This window comes from Virgisporangium ochraceum, from assembly GCF_016863655.1.
Classification (GTDB): Bacteria; Actinomycetota; Actinomycetes; order Mycobacteriales; family Micromonosporaceae; genus Virgisporangium; species Virgisporangium ochraceum.
Window position 1 is genome coordinate 51251 of the sequence record NZ_BOPH01000129.1, and the last position, 20445, is coordinate 71695.

The window sequence follows — 20445 nt, forward strand, 5'->3', positions numbered from 1 at the left end:
GAGGTGCTGGTCGCCATCGGTTCGGTGAAGGGGGCGCCGTACGTGACGAGTCTGGCGGTGGCACTCGCCGTCCGGTGGCCTACGCCCGGTGCGCTGGTGGTGGAGGCCGATCCGGCCGGTGGTGATCTGGCTTTCCGGTTCGGTGCCCGCCGGGAGCCGGGACTGAGTGAGCTGGCCGCCGACACGCGCGCCGGAAGGCGCGGAGGTGATCTGGCGGCCTATGCGCGGCCGATTCCGTTGGGCATCAGCGTTGTCTTCGCGCCTGCGGACCAGCATCACGGTCCGGCGATCGACGCTGCGGGTCAGGCGACGCAGGCGATCCGCATGGTGGCCCACAACTGTGTGGATCTGTTGCGGGCGGCGGCCGCCCGGCGGGCGGTGATCGTCGACCTGGGCCGGCTGGGATGGGACTCGCCGTCCTGGTCGCTGGCGGCGGCAGCCGATGTGTTCCTGGTGGCGATGCGGTCAGGGGTGGAGGCGGTCGACGCGGTGCAGGTGCGGCGGGACAGGCTGCGGTCGGTGCCGGGTCTCCGGTCGGCTCCGCGGCTGGTGGTGGCCGGCCGTCCACTGTGTACGGAAGGCGAGATCGCGGGGGTGACTGGCATGGCGGTGGTGGGGACCGTTCCCGACGACCGCCGCGCCGCTGACGTTCTGGCGGGTAGGGCGGAGCCGGGGTGGGGCTGGACGAGGCTGCCGTTCCTCCGTGCGGCGCGGGCTCTGGCCGTGTCGTTGCAGGTGCATGCGCCGCACCACGTTCCCGCCGCCGTTCCTTCGTTCGTCGGCCCGGCCGGTCGGCCGTGGCAGGCTCCGGTGTACCGGCCGTGACCGCCGTCGACACCGTGCCGGACCCCGCTCTGGTGTCGGCGCTGCGTGCCGAGATCGACCGCCGGTTGGTTGCCGACGGGGAGGCCGGCCGCCGTGTCCCGGTCGCGCTGGCGGTCACCGACGCGTTGGACGCATACGCGCGGCACGCTCTGAGGGCCGGGCGACAGCCGTTGGACCCAGCGGCGGAGGACGGCGTGCGGCGTGCGCTCCTCAACATCTATCAAGGGGTGGCAGGCCTGCAAGCGCTCCTCGATGACCCGACAATCGAGACGATCAACATCAACGGGTTCGACAACGTATGGGTGCAGCGCCGCGACGGAACCAAGGTCCGCGTGCCCCCGGTCGCGACGTCCGACGCCGAGTTGGAGGCGCTGCTACGGGACCAAGGGGTGGCGGCGGCCCGGCGCGGCGGGCACGAACGCCGGTTCGACCGGGCCGAGCCGGAGTTGTCGGTCCAGCTGGCGAACGGCGCCCGTCTCCATGCCTTGATGGACGTGACCGACCGGGTGTCGGCGTCGATCCGCCTCTTCCCACCCGGTGCGGACCGCTTGGCGGACCTCGTGGGCAAGCGCGAGCTGACGCCGTACATGGCCATGCTGTTCGAGGTGTTGGTCCGGGCACGCCGCAACATCGTCGTGTCCGGCGGCCCGGCGGTCGGCAAGACCACGCTGCTCGGCGCATTGGCGAACGCGATCCCGGTGCAGCGGCGGGTGATCGTCGTCGAGGACGTCTCGGAGCTGCGGTTCGCCCACCGGGAACACCGTGACCTGACGAGGATCCAGACCCGGCTGGCGAACACCGAAGGTGCGGGGGAGTTCGACATGTCGCGGGCGGTGCGGTCGAGCCTGCGAATGAGCCCGGACGTGGTGATCGTCGGGGAGGTCCGCGGAGCCGAGGTCGTGTTCATGGCCAAAGCAATGAGCATCGGGATCGACGGGTCGATGTGTACCGTGCACGCCAGCGACTCGGCGCAGGCACTGTTGCGGATGGTCGCCTACGCGATGGAACCACCTGCCCTGTATCCGCGAGGCGCAGCGGTGGCGTTGCTGGCCTCGGCGGTGCACTTCGTCATTCACCTCGACGTGACTCCGGACGGGGTTCGGGTCGTGTCGTCGGTGCGCGAGGTGACCGGGACCGACGGGGAGCACATCGTCACCAACGAGATCTACCGGCCTGGCCGTGACAACCGGGCCCGGCCGGCGGTTCCGCTGCGGGCAGAGACCGTGGACCGGCTCGCGGCGGTCGGTTTCGACGCGACGACTCTGCTGCAGGACCGGTGGTGACCGTGCCGCTCCTTCTGGGTGCCGGATTCGGCCTCGGGATTGCAATCATCGTCGCAGGGCTGCGCCGAGACTCCCGTCCACTGTGGACAGGCCGTGGCGGACGGTGGCTCGCCGCGATGCGTGGGCTCGGGCCGATTCGGGTTGCTGCCGGTCTTGTCTCCGCCGCGGTGGTGTGGGTCGCCACCGGGTGGCTCGTCGGTGGCGTCCTCACCTGCCTGGCCGAGTGGGCACTGCCGGGCCTGATCATCGGTGCGGAACAGGCCCGGCAGAACCGGCTACGACGGGTGGAGGGCATCGCGACGTGGGTCGAGTCGCTGGTCGCCACCCTCGGCGGCGCCGCCGGCCTCGAGCAGGCGATCATCACGACCGCGCCGACCGCCCCGGCGCCGATCCGGCCGCAGGTCACCGCGATGGCCGACGCGTTGCGCGTCGGTGCCCGCCTACCCGAGGTCCTGCGCGGCTTCTCCAGCGAGGTCGGTGACCCGTTTGCCGACACGGTTGCCGCGTCGCTGCTGCTGGCCTCGACCCAGGGCGCCGGCCGGCTCGCGGATCCGTTGACCCTGTTGGCGTCCGCCGCCCGGGAGGAAGTCGCCGCACAGCGGCGGGTGGAGCGGGGACGAGCGAAGGCCGCCACCGACGCCCGCCTGATCATCGCGACCACGCTGGCGATGGCGGTCGGCCTCGTGGTGTTCAACCGCGGTTACCTCCGCCCGTACGACACCGTCACCGGGCAGATCGTCCTGGCTGTTGTGGGCGTCCTCTTCGCGATCGGGTTCCGGTGGCTGTCACGACTCGCTCGGCCCCAGGAGCTACCGAGGGTTCTCGAGGTGTCGGTCGAAGCGGGTCGGCGATGATGGCGGACCTGGTCGCCGGTGGTGGTGTCGGCGCCGGCCTGGCGCTGATCGTGTACGGGCTCCGGCCACCGCGGCGTCACCTGGCCGAGGTCCTCACCGCGTTGCGCAACCCGCCGGTGCGGCAACCGACGGGACGGCACCGCGCGTACGCGATGGTCGCGCTGCCCGCGCGGAGGTTCGGCCTGCCACGCGCACGCGTCCGGCAGGACCTCGCCGTCGTCGGCAAGGACGCCGTGCAGCACCTGGCCGAACAGACCGCGGCGACACTGTTCGGCGCTCTGGTCATCCCGGCGACCCTGGCGCTGCTCGGCTTCGGCGGCCAGGTTCCTCTGTGGCTCGGCATCGTCGGCGCGGCAGCCGGATTCCGGTGGACCGACGCGGCTCTGCACTCGGCGGCGGAGAAGCGGCGGGAGGAGCTACGGCACTCGTTGGCGATGCTGCTGAGTCTGTTGACCATCAGCCTCGCCCGCGGTGCCGGAGTGGAGCAGGCCGTCGACGAGGCGTCGGGCATCTGTACCGGATGGGCCGCCGACCGGCTCCGGCAGGTGTTGGCGACGGCGCGGCTGCTGCGGCAACCACCGTGGCAGGCCCTCGGGGAGCTCGGTGATCAGACGGGGGTCACCGAACTGTCCGAGCTCGCCGCGGCGATGGCCCTGGCCGGTACCGAAGGCGCGCGGGTCCGTGCGTCCTTGTCAGCGCGGGCGGCGGCCATGCGGCAGGCCGCGACCGCCGCGATGGAAACCCAGGCGGAGCGGGCCTCGTCGCGGATGGCGGTGCCGTTGCTCGTCCTCGGCATCGCCTACCTGATCTTCCTGCTGTACCCACCACTGGTGGGGATCGCCGAGACGTTGTAGGTGTCCTGTAGTCGCCCGAGCGGGGGAGGCAGTTGTGTCGAACCGTATCAGTGCGGTGGTCACGGTCCGGGTCATCGAGATGGTCCGGAAGGTCCGCCGTACGCCGGACGCGGGGATGGAGACCGCTGACAAGATTCTGTGGGCGGCGGTGGTCACCATCGTCGTCGGGGTCGTCGGTGGGATCTTCCGTGACAAGCTCCGTGACTTCGCCAACGGTCTCACCGTCACCCTCAACTGGTGACGGCGGTGCGGACGCTGATCCGGCTCCGCTGGGGCGTGCGCGTCGTTCTCACACTCGGGGTCGCCGCGTCGGTGACGGCCAACGTCCTGCACGCTGAGCAGCACCCGATCAGTCAGGCGATCGCCGCCTGGCCACCGGTCGCGCTGCTGCTGACGGTGGAGCTCATCTCACGAGTTCCGGTGCACCGCCGGGCTCTGGCGGTGGTGCGAATCCTGGCGACGGTGGCGATTGCCGGGATCGCGGCGTGGGTCTCGTACTGGCACATGGCCGGTGTTGCGGCCAGGTACGGCGAGACCGGTGCCTCGCCATACCTGCTGCCGCTGTCCGTCGACGGGCTGATCGTCGTCGCCAGTGTGTGCCTCGTCGAGCTGGCCGGCCGCATCACCGTGATGAGTGCCGCGCCGGCATCAACCGAACGGGATCCATCCAGTGTGGACAGTCGGTCTCAGGCGTCCATGTACCTGCCGGTGAGCGAGGAGGACGCAGCCATGTACGCCGTCTGGCAGCGCGGTCTGGCCGACGGGCGGGAGCCGTCCGGCGCGGAACTGGCCCGAAGCGTCGGCCGGTCCAACGACACCAGCGGCATCGGACGCAAGGCCGCCCGCCGCTACCGGCAGAGCACCGTCTCTCGACACAACGGCTTCCATCCGCAGGAGGTGGCGACATGAGGAGGGTCGGACGCCGCCTCGCGGCAGACCGGGGGTCGACCACCGTCGAGATGGTCGGCTACACCGCCCTCATGTTCGCCGCACTTCTGGTCGGGGTGCAGGCGGTCGTCTGGGGACTGGGGGAGCTTGCCTGCCGGTACGCCGCCAGCCACGCTCTGCAGGTCACGCGGGTTCAGGGAGGGACCGTTGCGGCCGGAGAGGCCGACGCCGCAACGGTTCTGGCCGCGGTGGGCGGAAACCTGGTGTCCGGTCCGCAGATCACCGCCACCCGGAATGCGACGACGGCGACCGTCACCGTCAGCGGCTATGCGGTCCAGGTCGTCCCGTTCCTCAAGATCCCAGTCGGATCGACGGCGAGCGGACCGGTGGAGTCGCTGGGATGACTGTCCACAGACGACGTTGCCGGCCGCGACGCACCGACCGCGGGTCGGTGTCGGTCGAGATGGCGGTGCTCGTCCTGCCGATCGCGGCCGTCATGGCGGTGTTCGTGATCTTCTGTACCCGCGTCGCCGCAGTGCGACTGGACCTCAACTCGGCCGCGTCCGCTGCTGCCCGGGCCGCGTCGCTCGCCCGGACCGAGGCGGCTGCGTACACCGCCGCCTCGGAAGCCGCCCGCGCCAACCTGGCCGGTCATCGACACACCTGCGATCCGCTGGTGGTGACCGTCGATGGCGGGGACTTCCGCCGGGGCGGGCGGGTGGCAGTCACGCTGTCCTGTCGCATGGCTACGGCCGAGCTCACCGGCCTCGGCCTACCAGGCTCCCTCACCTGCACGGCGACCGCCTACGCGGTCATCGACACCCACCGCGTCACCGGGCGCGGAACATGAGTCGGCTGCGAAGCGACCGAGGGTCGGGAACCGCATGGGCTCTCGGTGTGGTGGTCGTGCTGGCGCTGCTGGCCGGCGCCGTCCTCGACGGCGGAAACGCCATGGCCGCCCGGGTGCAGGCTCTCGACGTCGCGCAGCAGGCCGCCCGGGCCGGTGCCAACCAACTCGACCTCGCGGTGCTGCGGACGCAGGGCCTCCTGCGGCTCGATCCGGTCGCCGCGCGAGCTGCGGCTGCCGCGTTCCTCGCAGACGCCAATGTGTCCGGCACCGCGACAGCGACCACCGAACAGGTGACCGTCACCGTGACCCGATCGCATCCCACGCTGATCCTGCAAGCGATCGGCGTCGACGCGATCGCTCTGTCCGCCACAGCGACCGCCGTGCCCGAAACCGGCCCCTGACCGCGATGGAGGAATGGTGAGCACCCTCGTCGCCCTGGTCAGCCGCCTCGCCAGGACCGGTCTGCTGATCGCGCTACTCGTCGGGGTGCCGTACGGGTTGCTGAGTCAAGTCGGGTCGCCCCTGCCAGATCACCTGCCCGACACCGACAGGATCGGCCGGGTCCTCGTCGAACCGGCGTCCGACGAGATGGTGCTTCAGCTGCTGGGTGTGGCGTTGTGGATCGTGTGGGTCGCGTTCGTGGCCAGCGTCGTGGTCGAGGTCGTCGCCGCCCTCCGCGGGGTGCCGTCGCCGCGGCTGCGTCCCATCGCCCCGATGCAGACCTTCGTCGGATGGCTGGTCGCCGGCCTGCTCATCGCCTCGCCCGTCCTGGCAGTGGTTGTCCAGACCGCGTCCATTCCGCGTGTCACCGCGACAGCCGATGACCGCGACGGCCTGACCCGGGTTGCCGTAACAGCGCCAGAGCCGGTGTACCACGTTGCCAGGGGCGACTGGCTCGGTCACGTCGCCGAACGCTTCCTTGGCGACTTCAACCGCTACCCGGAGATCCAGGATCTCAACACGAACCAGATCCCGCATGACTCCGGGCCGGACGGTCCCGACCACATCGAACCCGGCTGGCAACTCGCCCTCCCCGCCGACGCCCACGACCGGGGAGCACGCCCTCATGCCACCGGACAGGTCACCTCTACGCCATCCGGGACACCGTCGCCCGAGCCGCCCAGCCCGGGTCCCTCCACGCCGTCCCAACCCGCGGAGCCCGACCCCGACGGCGTCGTTCCCGAACCGACAACGCCTGCCACGACGGCGCCGACCACCACCACTGCGCCGACCCGGGAGCCGCCGGCGGGCCCGCAGACGGCACCCGAGGCCGATACCGGCGTCGAGATTCCCGGCGGCTGGCTCACCGTTCCAATGGCCGCCGCGATCGTCGCGGCCGCCGCACTGGTATGGCGCCGACGACGGAGCCGATACCGGCACCGTCCCATCGATGCCGGCGACCCGACCGACCCGGACCTGCGACCGCTTCCTCCAACTGTGGCGCGGATTCGGAACACTGTCCGGGCACAGGCACCCGATCTGCTCGATCCGCCGACGCCGCCACAGCCCACCGTCACCGAGTATGCCGCTGGCGACGGCCCCGACCTTGCCGAGCCTGGTCCGAGCGGACCGGAGCTCGCCGGCATCGGCGAACCGTTGCCGCCCGGAGGCATCGGACTCACCGGCCCCGGCGCCGACCCGGCGGCCCGCGCACTCCTCGTCGCCGCTCTGTCCAGCGGTACACCCGACGACCCGGACGCCCGCGGCCAGGTCATCATCCCCGCCGACGCGTTGACCACCCTCCTTGGGACCGGGGCCGTCGACCTCGGCCCGATTCCGAGGCTGCAGGTGACGACGAGCCTGTCGGATGCTCTGACCCGCACCGAAGAATTGCTGATCGAACGGCGACGACTGCTCGAGGACCATGACGTCGCCGACCTCACCGGCATGCGCGAGGCCAACCCGCTCCACCCGCCGATGCCGCCGGTGCTGCTGCTGTGCGAGCCGCCACCACCTGAGCTGAGTGCCCGGCTGACGACGGCCCTCCACCTGGGCGCACCGCTCCAGGTCGGCGCCGTCGTCCTCGGCGCGTGGCCCCGGGGAGACACTCTGACCGTCCGATCGGACGGGCGCACCGACGGCGACCGCCGTCTTGCGGTCCTCGACACCGCGACCGCGACAGAGCTGCTCGACGTCGTGCAGGAAGCCCAGACCGGTGAGCCGGGCCCCGCCGCGGAGGCGCCCGGCGCGGACATGACGACGCCGCCGTCGGAGCCGCAACCCGGGCCGTCGCAGACCGCGTCGGTCCGGGTTCGACTTCTCGGCGAGCCGGCCATCTTCGACCGCGACGGCGTTCCGGTGACCGGGTTGCGCCACCACGCTCGCGAACTGCTCGTCTACCTTGCCGTGCATCGGTCTGGCGCGAACCTGTCCGACATCATGGAGGCGTTCTGGCCTAACGCTACCGTCCCCCGCGCTCGTGAACGGCTGTCCACTGAGACGGGTGACCTGCGGAGACGGATCCGCCAGGCCGCCGGCGACAGATCCGTGCAGCCGGTCGTCAACACCGGCAGTCGCTATCACCTCAACCCCGATCTTCTCGACCTCGACGTCTGGCACCTGGTCGACGAGCTACGTCGCGCCTCCGCCGCCACCGAGCCGGACGAGAAGATCGCCGCCCTGCGCCGCGCGATCGACGCTCACACCGGCGTCCTCGCCGAGGGCCACGACTACGACTGGATCGAGCAGCCCCGCGAGCAGGTGCGTCGGAACGGTATCCGAGCACGCCTGCATCTGGCCGAACTTCTTGGCCCGTCAAACCGGCACGCCGCGGTTCAGCTCACTCAGGAGGCCGTTGCCATCGATCCGCTGAACGAGGACGTCGCACGGCGGGCGATGCGGGCGTTGGCCGCGGTGGGGGAGGTCATGGGTGTGCGGGCTCAGCTGGAGCGGTTGCGTGCCGCGCTCGACGAGATCGACGAGGAACCGACCGCGGAGACGCTCGCGTTGGCGGCGGAGATCCAGAGCCGGAGGGGCGCTGCAACGCATCGTGCGAACCGTGCCAATTGATCATCACTGTGACGATGCTGCGGTTCGCGTCCACGAACAGAGCCGAGGCTCACTAATCTGCCGTTTACAGGATGTCCGATCAAGCCACTCGGCGGCCCTGAGAAAATGCAATTAATGGCAGGCAGAGACTCGTCGCATACGCTACTGTCAAGCGCCGTGACTAGCGTTGCTGTTCCCGACAGTGCAGTGGTGAATGCGCCGGCATGGCTTTGGGGCGGCAAAGTCGACAAACTCTTCCGGACGGCTGGGTTTCGCGTTCGCCGTGAAGGGTCCGGAGGCGATCGTCGCATTCGCACCGTCGAGATGGAGAGGCGAGTCCGGCCCGATCTTCTCTCGATTGAAAATCTGGCAGGCCCCGGGATTCCTTTGCCCAGATTTCATAGGATTGTGGACGTTGCCCGGCGCGATGAATGGGAGGCCGTCGACAAGAGTATCTTCGAGGGACTCAGCACGAAGCGGCGAGCGTTAAGCTCGCAAGGCAACGATGTAATCGACGCTTTGAATCGCCTGCAAATCCAAATCGCAACCTCGTCAGCTGCCCAGTTGGAGCAAGTCGCAGGTGACGCCTACTCGTTGCTGCGGCGGATGGCCATTGAGACCGATTCAAAAGTTCGGCCATTCGCTAATGCTGGAGTTCATCTAGTAAATAGATCGGTTGAGCTTGTTCACCGCCTCAAGACCATCGGAATGTTCCTTCGACTCGAAAGTGAACCACAATTGGCGAGGGGGCTACTGGGAGCCGCAAGCAAGGCTCTTAAATCTGGGGAACATATCTTCGCTTCCGCCTTTGGCTTGACAAGCGGAGTAGTTACTCTCGATGCGTATCTTGGTCCACTAGTTGGAGCTTTGACTCCGTTCGTTTGGGCCGTGGCGCCGACTCGGACGTTCGGCTCCGTGATGTTTACGTTGGGCCAGCCGATCGTCGGTACCGCAAGTTCCGCTGCGGAGCCACTCAACCTTCTACTTTCGCGCGGTCCAACTGAGGCGACTAAGCTACCGAGGATTCAAGTGGATTCCTCAAGCGCCGCCGCCAACTGGTGGATTGAGCGTCTGAATCTCATGTTCGGAGTGCTGACGAATCCTGGGGTGCACTCGACCAGCGGGGAAAGATACTCGGCAATTAAGCATCTCCAAAACGCTGCGACCGTTGAGCAGCTATTTCGGCGAGTTGGCGCTATTCAGGCTGTTCACCGCGATCGCGATGCGCGTCAAGTCTTACTTTTTACAGTCCTCGACACTCTGGAAAGATTGACCGGTCAACCGATTGAGCAATTGTGTCTCCTTTCGAATGCGCGGCGCGCGTTGGTCCGTTGTCGGGCAGCTATTCCTTCCGGGGCAGCTGACGTCTTGATGCCTGCCGCGGAACGCTCCGTGGTGGCTTTGGAGGACGCTCAGAATGGATTCTATCTGCGACGTCAGCTTCGTCAAGCCAACGTAGAAATCCTGCTCCCGAGTGGCGCAACGCGTTCTTTGGAGCCAGAAAGGGCGGTGGCAATGTACGTGAAGGTACTTCGAAACGCGACCCACGGCCACGGCGCCAAGCACGCAAATAAGATTGAAATCACAAACGCACTGCTAGCGCATCACAACGGGGAACTTCCGCATGACCTGGGGCTCGTTGGATACCTGTACCTATTGGATCTGTTAGGAAATCCGGAGGCGTTGGCTGCGCGGCTTTACAGGGGAGGAAAGGATTAGGGCTGCGTAATTGGAAAAGCGGACGCGAAAAGCGGCTGTGTCGCGCGGACCGGTTGAGTAGTCATGCAGTCACCCGGAACTGGGCTTCCGAACGAGATGTCGTTCGCGCTCCTGCATGTCAACATTATTTGCAGCAATCCGATGAGGCCCGCGAGTACCGTCGAGGCCAATTCGATGCATGTCCAGCGCCGCGAACAGCGGCGTCGTTTCTCTGTTGCTCTTCGGCCGGCGTGGTCCTATCGGCTCGACGAACCATGGCCGCCTGGGCTATGGCCACGCCTTTCTCGTTCAGCCTCGCGGACACTCCCGACTGTCGAGCCAGACACCTTGTGCGATCCAATCGAAGTGTCGAGTTCGTGACGGGCTGCGTGCCGAGTTGGAGCGCAACCATCGACGGACCGGAGGCACGGTCCTGCCATGAGCCGTTCGGCCGTGCAGATCCGGCGTCCCGGCTAACGCGCGCAGCCGTTTCGCATGGGTAGTGCCTCCATCTGCACGAGGACCGGTTCTTCGCTCCGGCCGGCCTGTTCGGGGTCTACGGTGATCGTGTGGATCTCTTTCAGATGCCTCGACCGGAGCACTTGGCACAGCCGGCATGGGATTCGATCGAACTTGCGCTAAGCAGGCTGCGGCGCGCCTGGGAGTTCGATGATCTGCCGGACGTTGTGGGCAAGGCGAAGGAATTGGTGGAGACCGTCGCGAAGGTGACGGTTGAAGCAGCTGAAGGAGCTGTGGCCGACTCTGTTGACTTCCAGCCGATTGTGAAGGCCGCGCAGAAGGCACTCGGGCGCCAGCCGGGCAATGATCTTTCGCAGGATCAGAACCTTCGTGCTATGGCACAGGCGGCCCAGACAATTGCGATGAGCCTGGCGCCGATCCGGAACGGATACGGAACGGGACATGGCCGCGCGCGCGTCCCAGATGTTGTCGTGGAGATGGCAACGCTCTCGCTAGAGTCGGCCCTGATGTGGTCCAGGTGGGCTCTGCGGCGACTTGGACACTTGCTCGCCGACTATCCGAACGAACTCATTGCCGCCGTCCAGACGGGTACGAGTCGGACGGTACTGAGGGAGAAGTTCGACGCGAGTGCACTGGCTCAGCAACCGAGCGAAGTGCAGCACCGGATCGGCGTTGTGTTTGGCCAACAGTCGGCTGGCGGCTTCGGCAACGCAACTGAGGTCGGCGTGGACCCAGTGGTCGAGGGCGGATACGACGAGTATCCCGTCGATTATCGTCGCGGAGTCCTGGAGGGAATGCTGTTGACCGGCGGGGGCTTCATCGGACTCACTGACTTCTACGCGTCGCGGTTCGTCTCCGTCCTGTCGTCACTTCCAGAGCGCGAGATACAAAGCGTGCTCGAAAGTCTTCGCGAGAGCGTGACCGGGGCTTCGTGGATTGACACGTGGCGCGGCACTACCAAAGTCAAGCCGGCAGATGTCGTTTCAGCCCTACAGAGCGAGGTCGCGCGGCTTCCTTCGGAATGCGCGGAGGCTTTCCAGAGTCTGTGTTGTGAACTCCTGGCCACGGGCGGGTCGGCAGAACTTTAGGACGAAGACTGAAGGCCAGCCCTCACCGAATCGCACCCTCATGCCGCTGCCGGGACTCTCGCTCGCCACGATGATCGTCGCTGCTCGAGCTCGCCAGTTGCTTACGGGCATTCTGTTTCGCGCCGTCGTCAGACAGACAGAACCCAGCTCTCGTCTTCAATGAGCAGGTCGTACCGACCGGTCACCGAGTAGACCGATCGCTCCTCTCCGGCTGCAACCTCCACCGGTTGATCGTTTTACGACTACTGTCGATCCGCCTGGGCACACGAGCGGGGCGCCAGGACGGCAACTCGCATCCAGTAGCCACACAACGCCGACTCCGGCAGTGACTAGATCCGCCGGTACCTTGAATCTCCAAGCCAACCACCGCCGCCGGCGCGCATTCGCGTTGGTCTCGGCGGTCCTCATCTGTTGGCCGATGGACTCTCGTCGAGTGGCGTTGGCTGATCGGCACGCCTCGGCAAACTTCGGCGTCTCTCGAACGTTGTACTCGGGTTCTTCCGTGGCGATTGCTTCTTTCTCCGCCGACTCCGCCGCGGCTCGGTCGGAGTACCACTCGACCGTCATGGAGGCCATCCGTGCTCGCCACAGCTTCTCCTTGCGATGGTCTCGCCAGCGCTGCTCAGGATTGTGGCTCGCGCCGATGTACAACAGGCTCCCGGCGTCGTCATACAGGCGGTACACGGCGCAGCGGTCACCTGGGCTGAAATGCCGGGCACTGCTAATGATTGACTCCAAAATCAGGCTTGAGGAAGGGACCGAGCCGAGAAGAAGAGAGCGCCGCGGACGTGGGCAGAGGAGTTCACGGGTTTACCACCCTGGCTTCGAAAGGGGATTTGTGACACTTCCTGGCATCGGGCAGCACGAGCTTACTCATCTGCCGCTGTCCAGGGGCGCCGGTTCAATTAGGTCGCTGCGTGTGGATGACCGGCCGGTCCGGCGGCAATTCGGCCGGAACCTGGTGCTCAGGCTCGTCGTAGGCCCCGCTGCCCGGCTCCCGAGTCGGTGCGACCTCGTCCGTAGAGCGTTCTGCCTCCGGTTCGCGACCGCCGCGAGAGGGTACGTGCGACAGCGATCGCCGACGTGCATTCGTAGGAAGGTTCCGCGTCGAGATTGCGGCGCGGTCCCGCTGGAGAGAGTGAGGGCAGCGATGGCTGGCAAGTTCGAGGTGTACACCGACAAGGCAGGCAAGTTCCGGTTCCGGCTCAAGGCCTCTAACGGGCAGGTCGTCGCGACCGGCGAGGCGTACGAGACCAAGGCTGCGGCGAAGGACGGCTGCGAGGCCGTACAGCGCGCGGCGAACGGCGCACAGATCGTAGAGACCGACGCCTGATCTTACGCCCGTCCTCTGGGGCCCGGATCAACCAGACAACGAACCAGGGCCGCTGCCCGCGCGCATCCCGTACCGGGCGGCGGCCTTGTCCGTACTCCGCTCCGCCCAAGATCGAGGCACTACGTTCGACCTACTTGCGCTGCCGCGCATCATCGTCGCGGCCGGCATCCGGGCCTGCGACGACCTTTGCTTGATCACGCGCGAACATCTGCCGCTGGGCGCGTTGTCATGCGTTGGAGCCCACTCGTCCGTCAGCGGTCGACGGGCTAGTTCGGCCGCGTAGTGCCAGAGATGCGCGTTGTGCCGGTGATGATCGCGGCGGTGACACTCGGCATATCCACCAACGAGCGTGATCACGCAGCCCACTCACCACGCGCCTCGGCCGCCTCTGCCGCAGCCTGATTGAACGGTGCGTCCACCCGACGATCATCGCTCCAATAGCGTGATCGCTCGCACCGCCGATCGAAGAATAGGACTCCGACGCTGCCTCACCCTCACGTCCGGATCTGGCTAGTCGCGCGGCCCATCGGATTGGTCGCACGATCGGCGGCTGCCCACAGGTCACCACTAGGGCCATTCGTCGGTGATCTCGTGTCGTGTCCCCCGATGCCGGGCAGCGAGCGTGTCGACGCCGATACCGGCGCGACGACCGAGCCCGCAAGAACCTCGACCAGCACGCCAACTACATCCTCGCCGTCTTCATGGCCTCGGGAACACGATCGGCTCACGGTAGTCAATGAGCCCGCACTCGATCATGGCCACGAATGGGTGACCCGGTCTAGCCCTCGCCGGGCAACTCATCTTGAATGCATGAGAAACAATCTCATTGGGAGGACGGATCATGAATCGGTTTCGTCGGCTGTCGACAAGGTTTGCAGGTACCGTTCTCCTTGCTGCTGTGACTCTCGTGGGTTCCCCGGCTCACGCGGCCACGGTTCCCAACATGTACCACTGTTCGAACTACACGAAGCAGTGCTGGCAGACAAATCCTCCGCACGTCGCGTCGATTATCAATAGGTGCTATTGGTACAACACCTACGTCTACAACGCCGCATGGGCGTCGACCACATGTGACAAGTACACGCCGCGGTAACAATCGCGTGTTCTGCGCTGCCTACAGATTTGTGTCACCAGACACCCAATCTCCGAAGGACGGGAACAGTCGAGTGCAAGACCCGAGTATCTCTTGCTCATTTGCATTCAGACGCTTACATCCGCCGCGGGCAGCGCGGCTCTGCTGATCTGGCCCCGAAGAGCGTGGCTCTGCCGATCTGCTGCGCTACGCGCGCTGAACTGATCTGCCGCGATTGGCTCGGTCGCCTGAGGGTCCGGGGGAGGGTTGGCCGACGGGAGCGCCGATTCGTGATCAAGATGGCGGCGCCGCTAGGATCTGTGAAGGAGCCGGACTGCCATTAACCCGCAAGGATGGCGTTTGGTTCCTCGATCATGCTTCGTTACGGACATCCCACATTGGTCGCTTAGCGGCTACGAGGCGCACGGGCGTCTGTCCGCCGCCGGCGTCCTGCTGCACATCGAGACCGACCGCTTCGGCCACACAGCGCTGTCCTGCTGCGCGAACATTCCGATTACAGGATGTCGCCGATCGTGATGTCGTCCGTCAGGAACACTACGACACCCAATTACATCGCAGGGTGTAGATCATGAAGTCTGAGTGCAAGACTGCCGCAGCAGAGGGTGCAGTTGGCGCGTGGTTGAGCGGAGGCGACGATGAGATCTATCCGCTGGGAAGAAGTTGGACGGCCCTTGTCGCTTGCGGTGACCTGGGCGGCGCGATCACTTCGACAACCACCTGCACCGCAGCGCAAAGAGCGCCTCTCAATCGCGTCTGATCCGACACCAGCCGCCATAATTCAAGATCATGTAGTCGCTTTGATCCACGCCGAATCGATACACATTTCGGAACGCCACGACACCGTAATGCAAGGTCAGGAGCGGACGCTGGCTCTTGTTGTAACGGCCGTCGGCGCGACTCTCGCGTTCGCCGCAGGCGCAGATTATCCGGAGGTATACTGCGCTTTGCCTATTGCGCTATCCCTAATATTCACTTTTACCCTTCATCTGTATGCCGACGCGGCGGCGAAAATTGCCTATCATGAGTATCTTCAGACGCTGATAAACACTGCAATCTGGGCGTCAAGAAGCAACTAGTCGCTGACAATCCCACCGCTTTTGCCGATACGGCCGATAACTCCCTCCTCCGCTATAAGGCTGTGAGCGCGACCCGTGCCCCTGAGGTAAATCTAAGCCAGCAGCTTACGGTTCTCGCGCATGGCCTGATCGTGGTCATCCTCTTTTGTTGGGGCCAGTGGATCGCGTTGCGGAGTGACATATTTCCTGCCTGGGTCAAGTGGATCTATCCCGTGATAGCGATCAGCTTGTTGACCGTGGTGACACTGGCCGCTAAGGAGCTTAAGAGTGCTGAAGTACGAGCACGCCGAGCGTGCGGGATTGGTCGCTAGGTTCGACTCGGACACACTGGCCGGGTAGCCTGATCACTCCGTGTCTGCGACCGGACTCTCGCCACGTGGCCGAGGGTTTCGGCGCAGCTCCTTGGCCGCTACCGCGACCAGAGTTGCCATCACCGCCTTCGACCTCCGGATCCACCTACCGGTGCGGCGGGCGCTCGGACCCGCTGGAACGTTCGGTCCACCTGGTTCGAGGGGGTGGTGTACGTCGAGACCCGCGCGGCAGCCTCTACCTGGAGGGCCAACACGGCGGTGTTCCAGCATCTTGTTGCGGCGCGATCTCGGCATCGCCAGGTCCGCGGTCATCGCACGAATCGAGACGCGACCGACAACGACCCCATGCCGGTGATCGTCTGGCCGGAAGGATCGGACGGACCGTTTCGGTGCTGGTAGACGGCAGGCGTGCACTGGCTCGCAGCGGCGATACCACCGCAGCGGATCTTGGCGTCCGGATTTGCCGCTGACCGCTCGGCGTCAGCCGGTCGCGACGGAGTACGAGCGGATGTCCGCGCCATGGTCCGGCGCCACGAACCCGTACCCGACCCGCCCTGATCGAGGACCGACGGATCATGTCGAGTGCCAATGGATTGCCGCGAGAGCACCGAGCAGGATGAACGGACCGACGGCTACATGATCGCCACGTCGGACGCGGCCGGATGCCAGCATCGTGAGGGTGCAGGCCGCGGCGATGGCCGCGGTGGCCAGGGTCGACGTGACGAGGGCGTCAAGGCCTAGCCATCCGACGTTCATGCCGACCACGACGGCGAGCATTCCATCGCCGCGGCCCATGCCCATCGCGGACCACAGGATGGGCACCAGGTAGAGCGCGCCGAGCCCGACACCGCCGACGATCGCCCGCCCCAGGTGAAACGCGCTGCCGGTCGCGATAGCAGCGATTCCGAGCAGGCCCAGGCTGCCCACGCAGGCAGTCACGGTGAGAGTGTCGGGCAGACGCATGACTGCCACATCGACGAAGGCCAGAGCAACCGCCAGCAGCGCTGTCCACGTCCATGCCGCCAGCACCCAGCCCGACGGTGCCGCAACCGCTATTCCGACCAACACTGCCGCGCAGGTCAACTCGACGACGCCTGGCGTCGGACCGAGCGGCGACCGGCACAGGGGGCACCGTCCGTCGAGCGGTGCGGCGATAAGGAGGCCCGCCCGTGCGCCAACGGCAATCGCGCCGCAGGCCGGGCATCGGCGTCGTAGCGGCTGACGGTAGGCGACGGAATGAGCGAAGATCAGGCCGCGCAGCCACGGCCCGGTCACCAGGGCAAGCGCAGCAGCGAAGATCCCCGCGTCAGCGATCGTCATCCTGACCTGACAGGACCAGCAGTCCGCGGAGGTTGCTGCACGTTCCCAGTATCGGTTGGAGCGCTTCCTTACGGGACCCCGCACAAGCGAGGCCGACGTGAGGCTTGGCTGGAGTTCAGGTCAGCGGGGCGGCGACGGACGCCATGAACGGGACCGGGTCGATAGCGCTCGCCGACGTGTGGTCCCCGTCGTGTACCTCATAATGCAGGTGCGGCCCGGACGAGTTGCCCGACGAGCCGACCACGCCGATGACCTCGCCGACGGCGACGAGCTGACCGGGTGTCACGTACGGCTGCGTGAGCATGTGGCAGTAGCGGGTGATGATCCCGGCGTCGTGTTCGATGTCGACGTACCAGCCGCAGCCGCGGATCTGGGGTGAGCCGTCGACGTCGCAGCCGTGGCTGGCGGGGGAGACGTTGCAGCGGGCGGTGGTGACGGTGCCGGCGCTGGCGGCCCGGATCGGGGTTTCGCGGGCGGCGGCGATGTCGACGCCATGGTGGGTGGGGCGTTGTGGTGTGCGGAATCCGGACACGACCGTCCCGTTGACCGGTTGGGTCCACGTGCCGGTCGCGGCGGGGCCGCAGTCGAGCTCGGGCAGGTCGGTGCCGGTGATGGCGTGGACCAGCTGTGTGGCGTCGGGTTCGTGGCGGGCGTAGGCGTCGGGGTAGGCGCTGCGCTGGACGGCCTGGGCGGCCTCGGTGAGCGGTAGCTGCTCCCAGCCGTCGAGGGTGAGCAGCTTTTCGTAGAACCTACTGGCGGCGTAGGCGGGGTCGAGCAGCTGTGCGGCGGTGCCCCAGCCCTGGCTGGGGCGTTGCTGGAACAGCCCGACGGAGTCGTCGGGGCCGCTGGGCAGGTTTCGTAGGTCGGACTCCTGGATCGCGGTCGCCACCGCGATGATCCATCCCCGCTCGGGCACGTCCATTTGTGCGCCGGCGGCGACGATGGTGGCGGCGTGGGCGACCTGCTCGTCGGCGTACCGCCCGACGGTTGCCGGTGGGGTTGTGGCTGAACTGCTCGGGGCCCGGCTGCTGCAGCCGCTTCCCGGTCCGCCGCCGAGGATGAGCACGACGCCGGCTGCACAGCTGACGATGAGACCGAGGACGCCTGTGATGACGCTTCCGATCACTTTGCCGTTCATGTCGACCGGTCGGCGTGGGAGTCGGTCTGCGGGTGGGTTCGTGGTTCGGTGGTCACAGAATTCTCTCCAGAAATGCAGAAAGGGCGCGCTGTGCGCGCCCTTGAGGACGGATGAGTGGACAGGCGAAGTCCGCCGCGGTCAGTGATCGGGCGTGCTGGGCTCGCTAGCGGGGTTCTGGGTGAGCCGTTGGACCGGTGGGACGGGGGAGTCGAGGAGGCCGAGCTTGCCGGCGCTGCGGATGAACTCGACCTGGCGTCGGCTGAAGTCGTGTCGGCGGTTGACGTCGCGTTGCCGGATGGCGGTGGCGACGTGCAGCGAGCCGTCGGGGCAGACTTGGTGGTACGTGCGGATCGCGGCCTCGACGGTGTCGATGCCGAGGAGCAGTGCGGTGCGGTAGGCGCCGTAGGTGTCGCGGGGCGCGCCGAGGCCGGGGGTCCAGCGGCGCCAGCCGAACGCTGGCATTGCCCGGTTGCGGCGGCCGGTCTGACGTTGGAACCAGCGACGGAACCGGCCGAGGACGGCCTCGAGGAGCGCCGGCCCGGCGAGGGACATCAGCGGGAAGAACCAGATGGCGTCGGGCGCCGCGCCGGGTTGTTGTCCGTGGCGGAGGTTGGCGGTCGCGCTCGCCAGGGCGAAGCACCAGACGAGGACGCCGAAGACCCCGGCCGGTTCGCCGCGCCAGGCGCTGTAGACGGTCAGGAGAACACACACGCCGGCGGCCGCGTCGAGGCTGATGAAGACGGCCATTGGCCACGGGTCGGGCAGGTTGAGGCCGCTTGGTGCTGCGGCCCAGTCGATGAGGTCCTGCGACGACAGGGCGATCGGGGTGACGATGACGATGGCGAGCAGGACGACGACCATGGCGAGCATGGCGCCGATGGCGAACCGTGCGATGGCGGGCCGCTGTGCGCGTCCCGGAGGCTCATGTTCTCTCGACGGAGTCGCCGGCGGCCGTTCGGTGGCCTTCACAGGGAGACTGCCCTTCTGCGTGACGGCGGTGCCGGCGCCCGTCGGCGCCGGCACCGCCTGGTGTGCGGGATGCCGGTGCTCGGCGCGCCCTGGTCGATCAGGACCTGGCCGCGCCTACCCGGGCGAGAAGTGGATTGGTCAGGTGACCGTCGGCGGGCGGGTCAGCGGGTCGTCAGCGAGGAAGACATGCTCGTCGATGCGGTGCGCCGGCAGTCCGTTGACGAGCGCGGTGACCAGGAGCCGCGCCATCCCGTACTCCGGGTCGGCGTCGAGGGCGCGTTCCAGGGCGATATTGGCGACGGAGCCGTTGCCCATGCGCCACGCGGCGAAGGCGAGCAGGGTCGCCGGTGCGGCGGCGAGCGCCGGTTCGGCGCGCCGGGTCAGGTCCGTCCACAGGGTGACATGGCCGTCGTGGCCGTGGGTGCGTCGGAAGACGTAATCGCGGACCGTGACGCGGGTGAGCAGGACGGTGAACCAGGCGGCCTCGTCGTCGGTCAGCCGGTCGCCGTTGTTGTGCCGTTCGTACGCGGTGGCGGCGGCGTGCCGGCCGGCCTTGTCGACGATGTCGTCCGGGTCGTCGGCGCGGGCGGTGATGTGCCGGAGCCGGTGCCATGCCCGCAGGGTCGCCGCGTGCATTGCCGCTCGATCCTGGCCGGTGACCGGTTTGAACTGCTCGACGAGGGCAGCCCGGTTGGGTAGGGCGGCGGATCCGGCGTGAACCATGGCGGCGACCGTCGTGGTGGTGGCGTCGAACGGGATCCCGTCGGCGACGCCTTCGGCCGGCTGTCGGGGGTGGTACCTACCCTCGGCGACACAGATTGCCTCCACGACGGCGATGTCGTGGGAGGTAAGGAATCCGTGCAGCGTGTCGATGGCTGGCGTCATGTGCTGGAGGTCGCCGTAGCCGATGACGGCGGCGGAGTCGATGTTGGCGTTGCCGATCGGCCCGGCGAGGTCGTCGACCGCGGCCTGCAGCTCATGCGTCGTGGAGAGGTCTCCGAGAGGGCTGCCGGCGGTCATCACGATGTTGCTGGCACGCATTCCGACGACGATGACGTCACCGGCGGTCGGTACGAAGCCGAGCAGATGAGGGACGAGGGCGATGAGGTCGACGGGTCCGCGGATCGTGATCTGAGAGGGTTCGGACATTGCGTTCCTTCCGGATGTGGGCATGCCGGTGGCCCGCCACTGGGAGCCCAGGGGCGGGCCGGGCGATGCTCGTGGATGACGTGCTGGTGTCGCGCTACTCGGATGCCGGTGCTGCTTGGTAGCGGTCGGGCCGGTGCCGGGTCTGGACGGCTTGTCCTACGGCGACCCAGTGCCGGCAGGCCTTGCTGATCGGGGCGCGTGAGTTGGGTCGCCGCAACACGTTGGCGAGTTCAGCGGGGCTGAAGTCG

General features: G+C 67.2%; 19 protein-coding genes. 14 read left to right on the forward strand and 5 right to left on the reverse strand.

Annotation, left to right across the window (positions count from 1 at the left end; translation table 11 throughout):
• Positions 1-3 precede the first annotated feature (3 nt).
• The 12 genes from Voc01_RS44855 (at position 4) to Voc01_RS44910 (ending at position 11808) form a co-directional block, all read left to right on the forward strand.
• Positions 4-825: a CpaE/TadZ family protein gene (locus tag Voc01_RS44855; protein WP_203933874.1), complete on the forward strand. Its 822-nt coding sequence runs from the start codon at positions 4-6 to the stop codon at positions 823-825.
• Entirely contained in the window at positions 822-2108 is a 1287-nt protein-coding gene (locus tag Voc01_RS44860) for a TadA family conjugal transfer-associated ATPase (protein ID WP_203933875.1), read from the forward strand. The genes Voc01_RS44855 and Voc01_RS44860 overlap by 4 nt, the downstream gene beginning before the upstream one ends.
• A 167-nt stretch (positions 2109-2275) precedes the next feature.
• On the forward strand, positions 2276-2962 hold the full coding sequence (locus tag Voc01_RS44865; RefSeq protein WP_203933876.1) for a type II secretion system F family protein: 687 nt from the start codon (positions 2276-2278) through the stop codon (positions 2960-2962).
• Entirely contained in the window at positions 2959-3816 is an 858-nt protein-coding gene (locus tag Voc01_RS44870) for a type II secretion system F family protein (RefSeq protein ID WP_239160937.1), read from the forward strand. The genes Voc01_RS44865 and Voc01_RS44870 overlap by 4 nt, the downstream gene beginning before the upstream one ends.
• A 34-nt stretch (positions 3817-3850) precedes the next feature.
• Entirely contained in the window at positions 3851-4057 is a 207-nt protein-coding gene (locus tag Voc01_RS44875) for a hypothetical protein (RefSeq protein ID WP_203933877.1), read from the forward strand.
• Entirely contained in the window at positions 4054-4725 is a 672-nt protein-coding gene (locus Voc01_RS54875) for a DUF2637 domain-containing protein (protein ID WP_239160938.1), read from the forward strand. Before Voc01_RS44875 ends, Voc01_RS54875 begins: the two co-directional genes overlap by 4 nt.
• Positions 4722-5108 carry a TadE family protein gene (locus tag Voc01_RS44885; RefSeq protein ID WP_203933878.1) on the forward strand — a complete coding sequence of 129 codons (387 nt, stop codon included), beginning with the start codon at positions 4722-4724 and terminating at the stop codon, positions 5106-5108. Before Voc01_RS54875 ends, Voc01_RS44885 begins: the two co-directional genes overlap by 4 nt.
• 47 nt (positions 5109-5155) lie before the next feature.
• Positions 5156-5554: a TadE family protein gene (locus tag Voc01_RS44890; RefSeq protein ID WP_239160939.1), complete on the forward strand. Its 399-nt coding sequence runs from the start codon at positions 5156-5158 to the stop codon at positions 5552-5554.
• A complete protein-coding gene (locus Voc01_RS44895; RefSeq protein ID WP_203933880.1) occupies positions 5551-5955 on the forward strand; it encodes a pilus assembly protein TadG-related protein in 405 nt (134 codons plus the stop codon). The genes Voc01_RS44890 and Voc01_RS44895 overlap by 4 nt, the downstream gene beginning before the upstream one ends.
• 16 nt (positions 5956-5971) lie before the next feature.
• Complete coding sequence (locus Voc01_RS44900; protein ID WP_203933881.1) at positions 5972-8563, forward strand: AfsR/SARP family transcriptional regulator; 2592 nt, start codon at positions 5972-5974, stop codon at positions 8561-8563.
• A gap of 156 nt (positions 8564-8719) precedes the next feature.
• Positions 8720-10261, forward strand: a complete 1542-nt coding sequence (locus Voc01_RS44905; protein WP_203933882.1) for a hypothetical protein — start codon at positions 8720-8722, stop codon at positions 10259-10261.
• A 548-nt stretch (positions 10262-10809) separates the two neighbouring features.
• The gene (locus Voc01_RS44910; protein WP_203933883.1) at positions 10810-11808 is read left to right on the forward strand and encodes an abortive infection family protein; all 999 of its coding nucleotides are present in this window, start codon (positions 10810-10812) and stop codon (positions 11806-11808) included.
• Positions 11809-11964: 156 nt separating this feature from the next.
• Here the strand turns inward: Voc01_RS44910 and Voc01_RS54880 are convergent, their stop codons facing one another.
• On the reverse strand, positions 11965-12492 hold the full coding sequence (locus tag Voc01_RS54880; RefSeq protein ID WP_203933884.1) for a GIY-YIG nuclease family protein: 528 nt from the start codon (positions 12490-12492) through the stop codon (positions 11965-11967).
• Positions 12493-12958: 466 nt separating this feature from the next.
• Between Voc01_RS54880 and Voc01_RS44920 the strand changes: the two genes are divergently transcribed.
• On the forward strand, positions 12959-13141 hold the full coding sequence (locus Voc01_RS44920) for a YegP family protein (protein WP_203933885.1): 183 nt from the start codon (positions 12959-12961) through the stop codon (positions 13139-13141).
• Positions 13142-14869: 1728 nt separating this feature from the next.
• Positions 14870-15310, forward strand: a complete 441-nt coding sequence (locus tag Voc01_RS44925; RefSeq protein ID WP_203933886.1) for a hypothetical protein — start codon at positions 14870-14872, stop codon at positions 15308-15310.
• A gap of 884 nt (positions 15311-16194) precedes the next feature.
• Here the strand turns inward: Voc01_RS44925 and Voc01_RS44930 are convergent.
• The 4 genes from Voc01_RS44930 to Voc01_RS44945 form a co-directional block, all read right to left on the reverse strand.
• Positions 16195-16941 carry a prepilin peptidase gene (locus Voc01_RS44930; RefSeq protein WP_203933887.1) on the reverse strand — a complete coding sequence of 249 codons (747 nt, stop codon included), beginning with the start codon at positions 16939-16941 and terminating at the stop codon, positions 16195-16197.
• Between the two features lie 115 nt (positions 16942-17056).
• Positions 17057-18079: a M23 family metallopeptidase gene (locus Voc01_RS44935; RefSeq protein ID WP_203933888.1), complete on the reverse strand. Its 1023-nt coding sequence runs from the start codon at positions 18077-18079 to the stop codon at positions 17057-17059.
• A 138-nt stretch (positions 18080-18217) separates the two neighbouring features.
• Positions 18218-18949 carry a DUF2637 domain-containing protein gene (locus tag Voc01_RS44940; RefSeq protein WP_203933889.1) on the reverse strand — a complete coding sequence of 244 codons (732 nt, stop codon included), beginning with the start codon at positions 18947-18949 and terminating at the stop codon, positions 18218-18220.
• A gap of 237 nt (positions 18950-19186) precedes the next feature.
• Positions 19187-20197 (reverse strand): DUF4192 domain-containing protein, encoded by a 1011-nt coding sequence (locus Voc01_RS44945; protein WP_203933890.1) that lies wholly within the window; start codon positions 20195-20197, stop codon positions 19187-19189.
• Positions 20198-20445: the final 248 nt, after the last annotated feature.

Excerpts from the sequence above, each read along its gene's own strand:
- Voc01_RS44870 (WP_239160937.1), top strand. The coding sequence starts at position 2,959 with ATGATGGCGGACCTGGTCGCCGGTGGTGGTGTCGGCGCCGGCCTGGCG.
- Voc01_RS44885 (WP_203933878.1), top strand. The coding sequence starts at position 4,722 with ATGAGGAGGGTCGGACGCCGCCTCGCGGCAGACCGGGGGTCGACCACC.
- Voc01_RS44895 (WP_203933880.1), top strand. The coding sequence starts at position 5,551 with ATGAGTCGGCTGCGAAGCGACCGAGGGTCGGGAACCGCATGGGCTCTC.
- Voc01_RS44920 (WP_203933885.1), top strand. The coding sequence starts at position 12,959 with ATGGCTGGCAAGTTCGAGGTGTACACCGACAAGGCAGGCAAGTTCCGG.
- Voc01_RS44925 (WP_203933886.1), top strand. The coding sequence starts at position 14,870 with ATGAGATCTATCCGCTGGGAAGAAGTTGGACGGCCCTTGTCGCTTGCG.
- Voc01_RS44930 (WP_203933887.1), bottom strand. The coding sequence starts at position 16,941 with ATGACGATCGCTGACGCGGGGATCTTCGCTGCTGCGCTTGCCCTGGTG.
- Voc01_RS44935 (WP_203933888.1), bottom strand. The coding sequence starts at position 18,079 with ATGAACGGCAAAGTGATCGGAAGCGTCATCACAGGCGTCCTCGGTCTC.
- Voc01_RS44940 (WP_203933889.1), bottom strand. The coding sequence starts at position 18,949 with ATGCTCGCCATGGTCGTCGTCCTGCTCGCCATCGTCATCGTCACCCCG.
- Voc01_RS44945 (WP_203933890.1), bottom strand. The coding sequence starts at position 20,197 with ATGTCCGAACCCTCTCAGATCACGATCCGCGGACCCGTCGACCTCATC.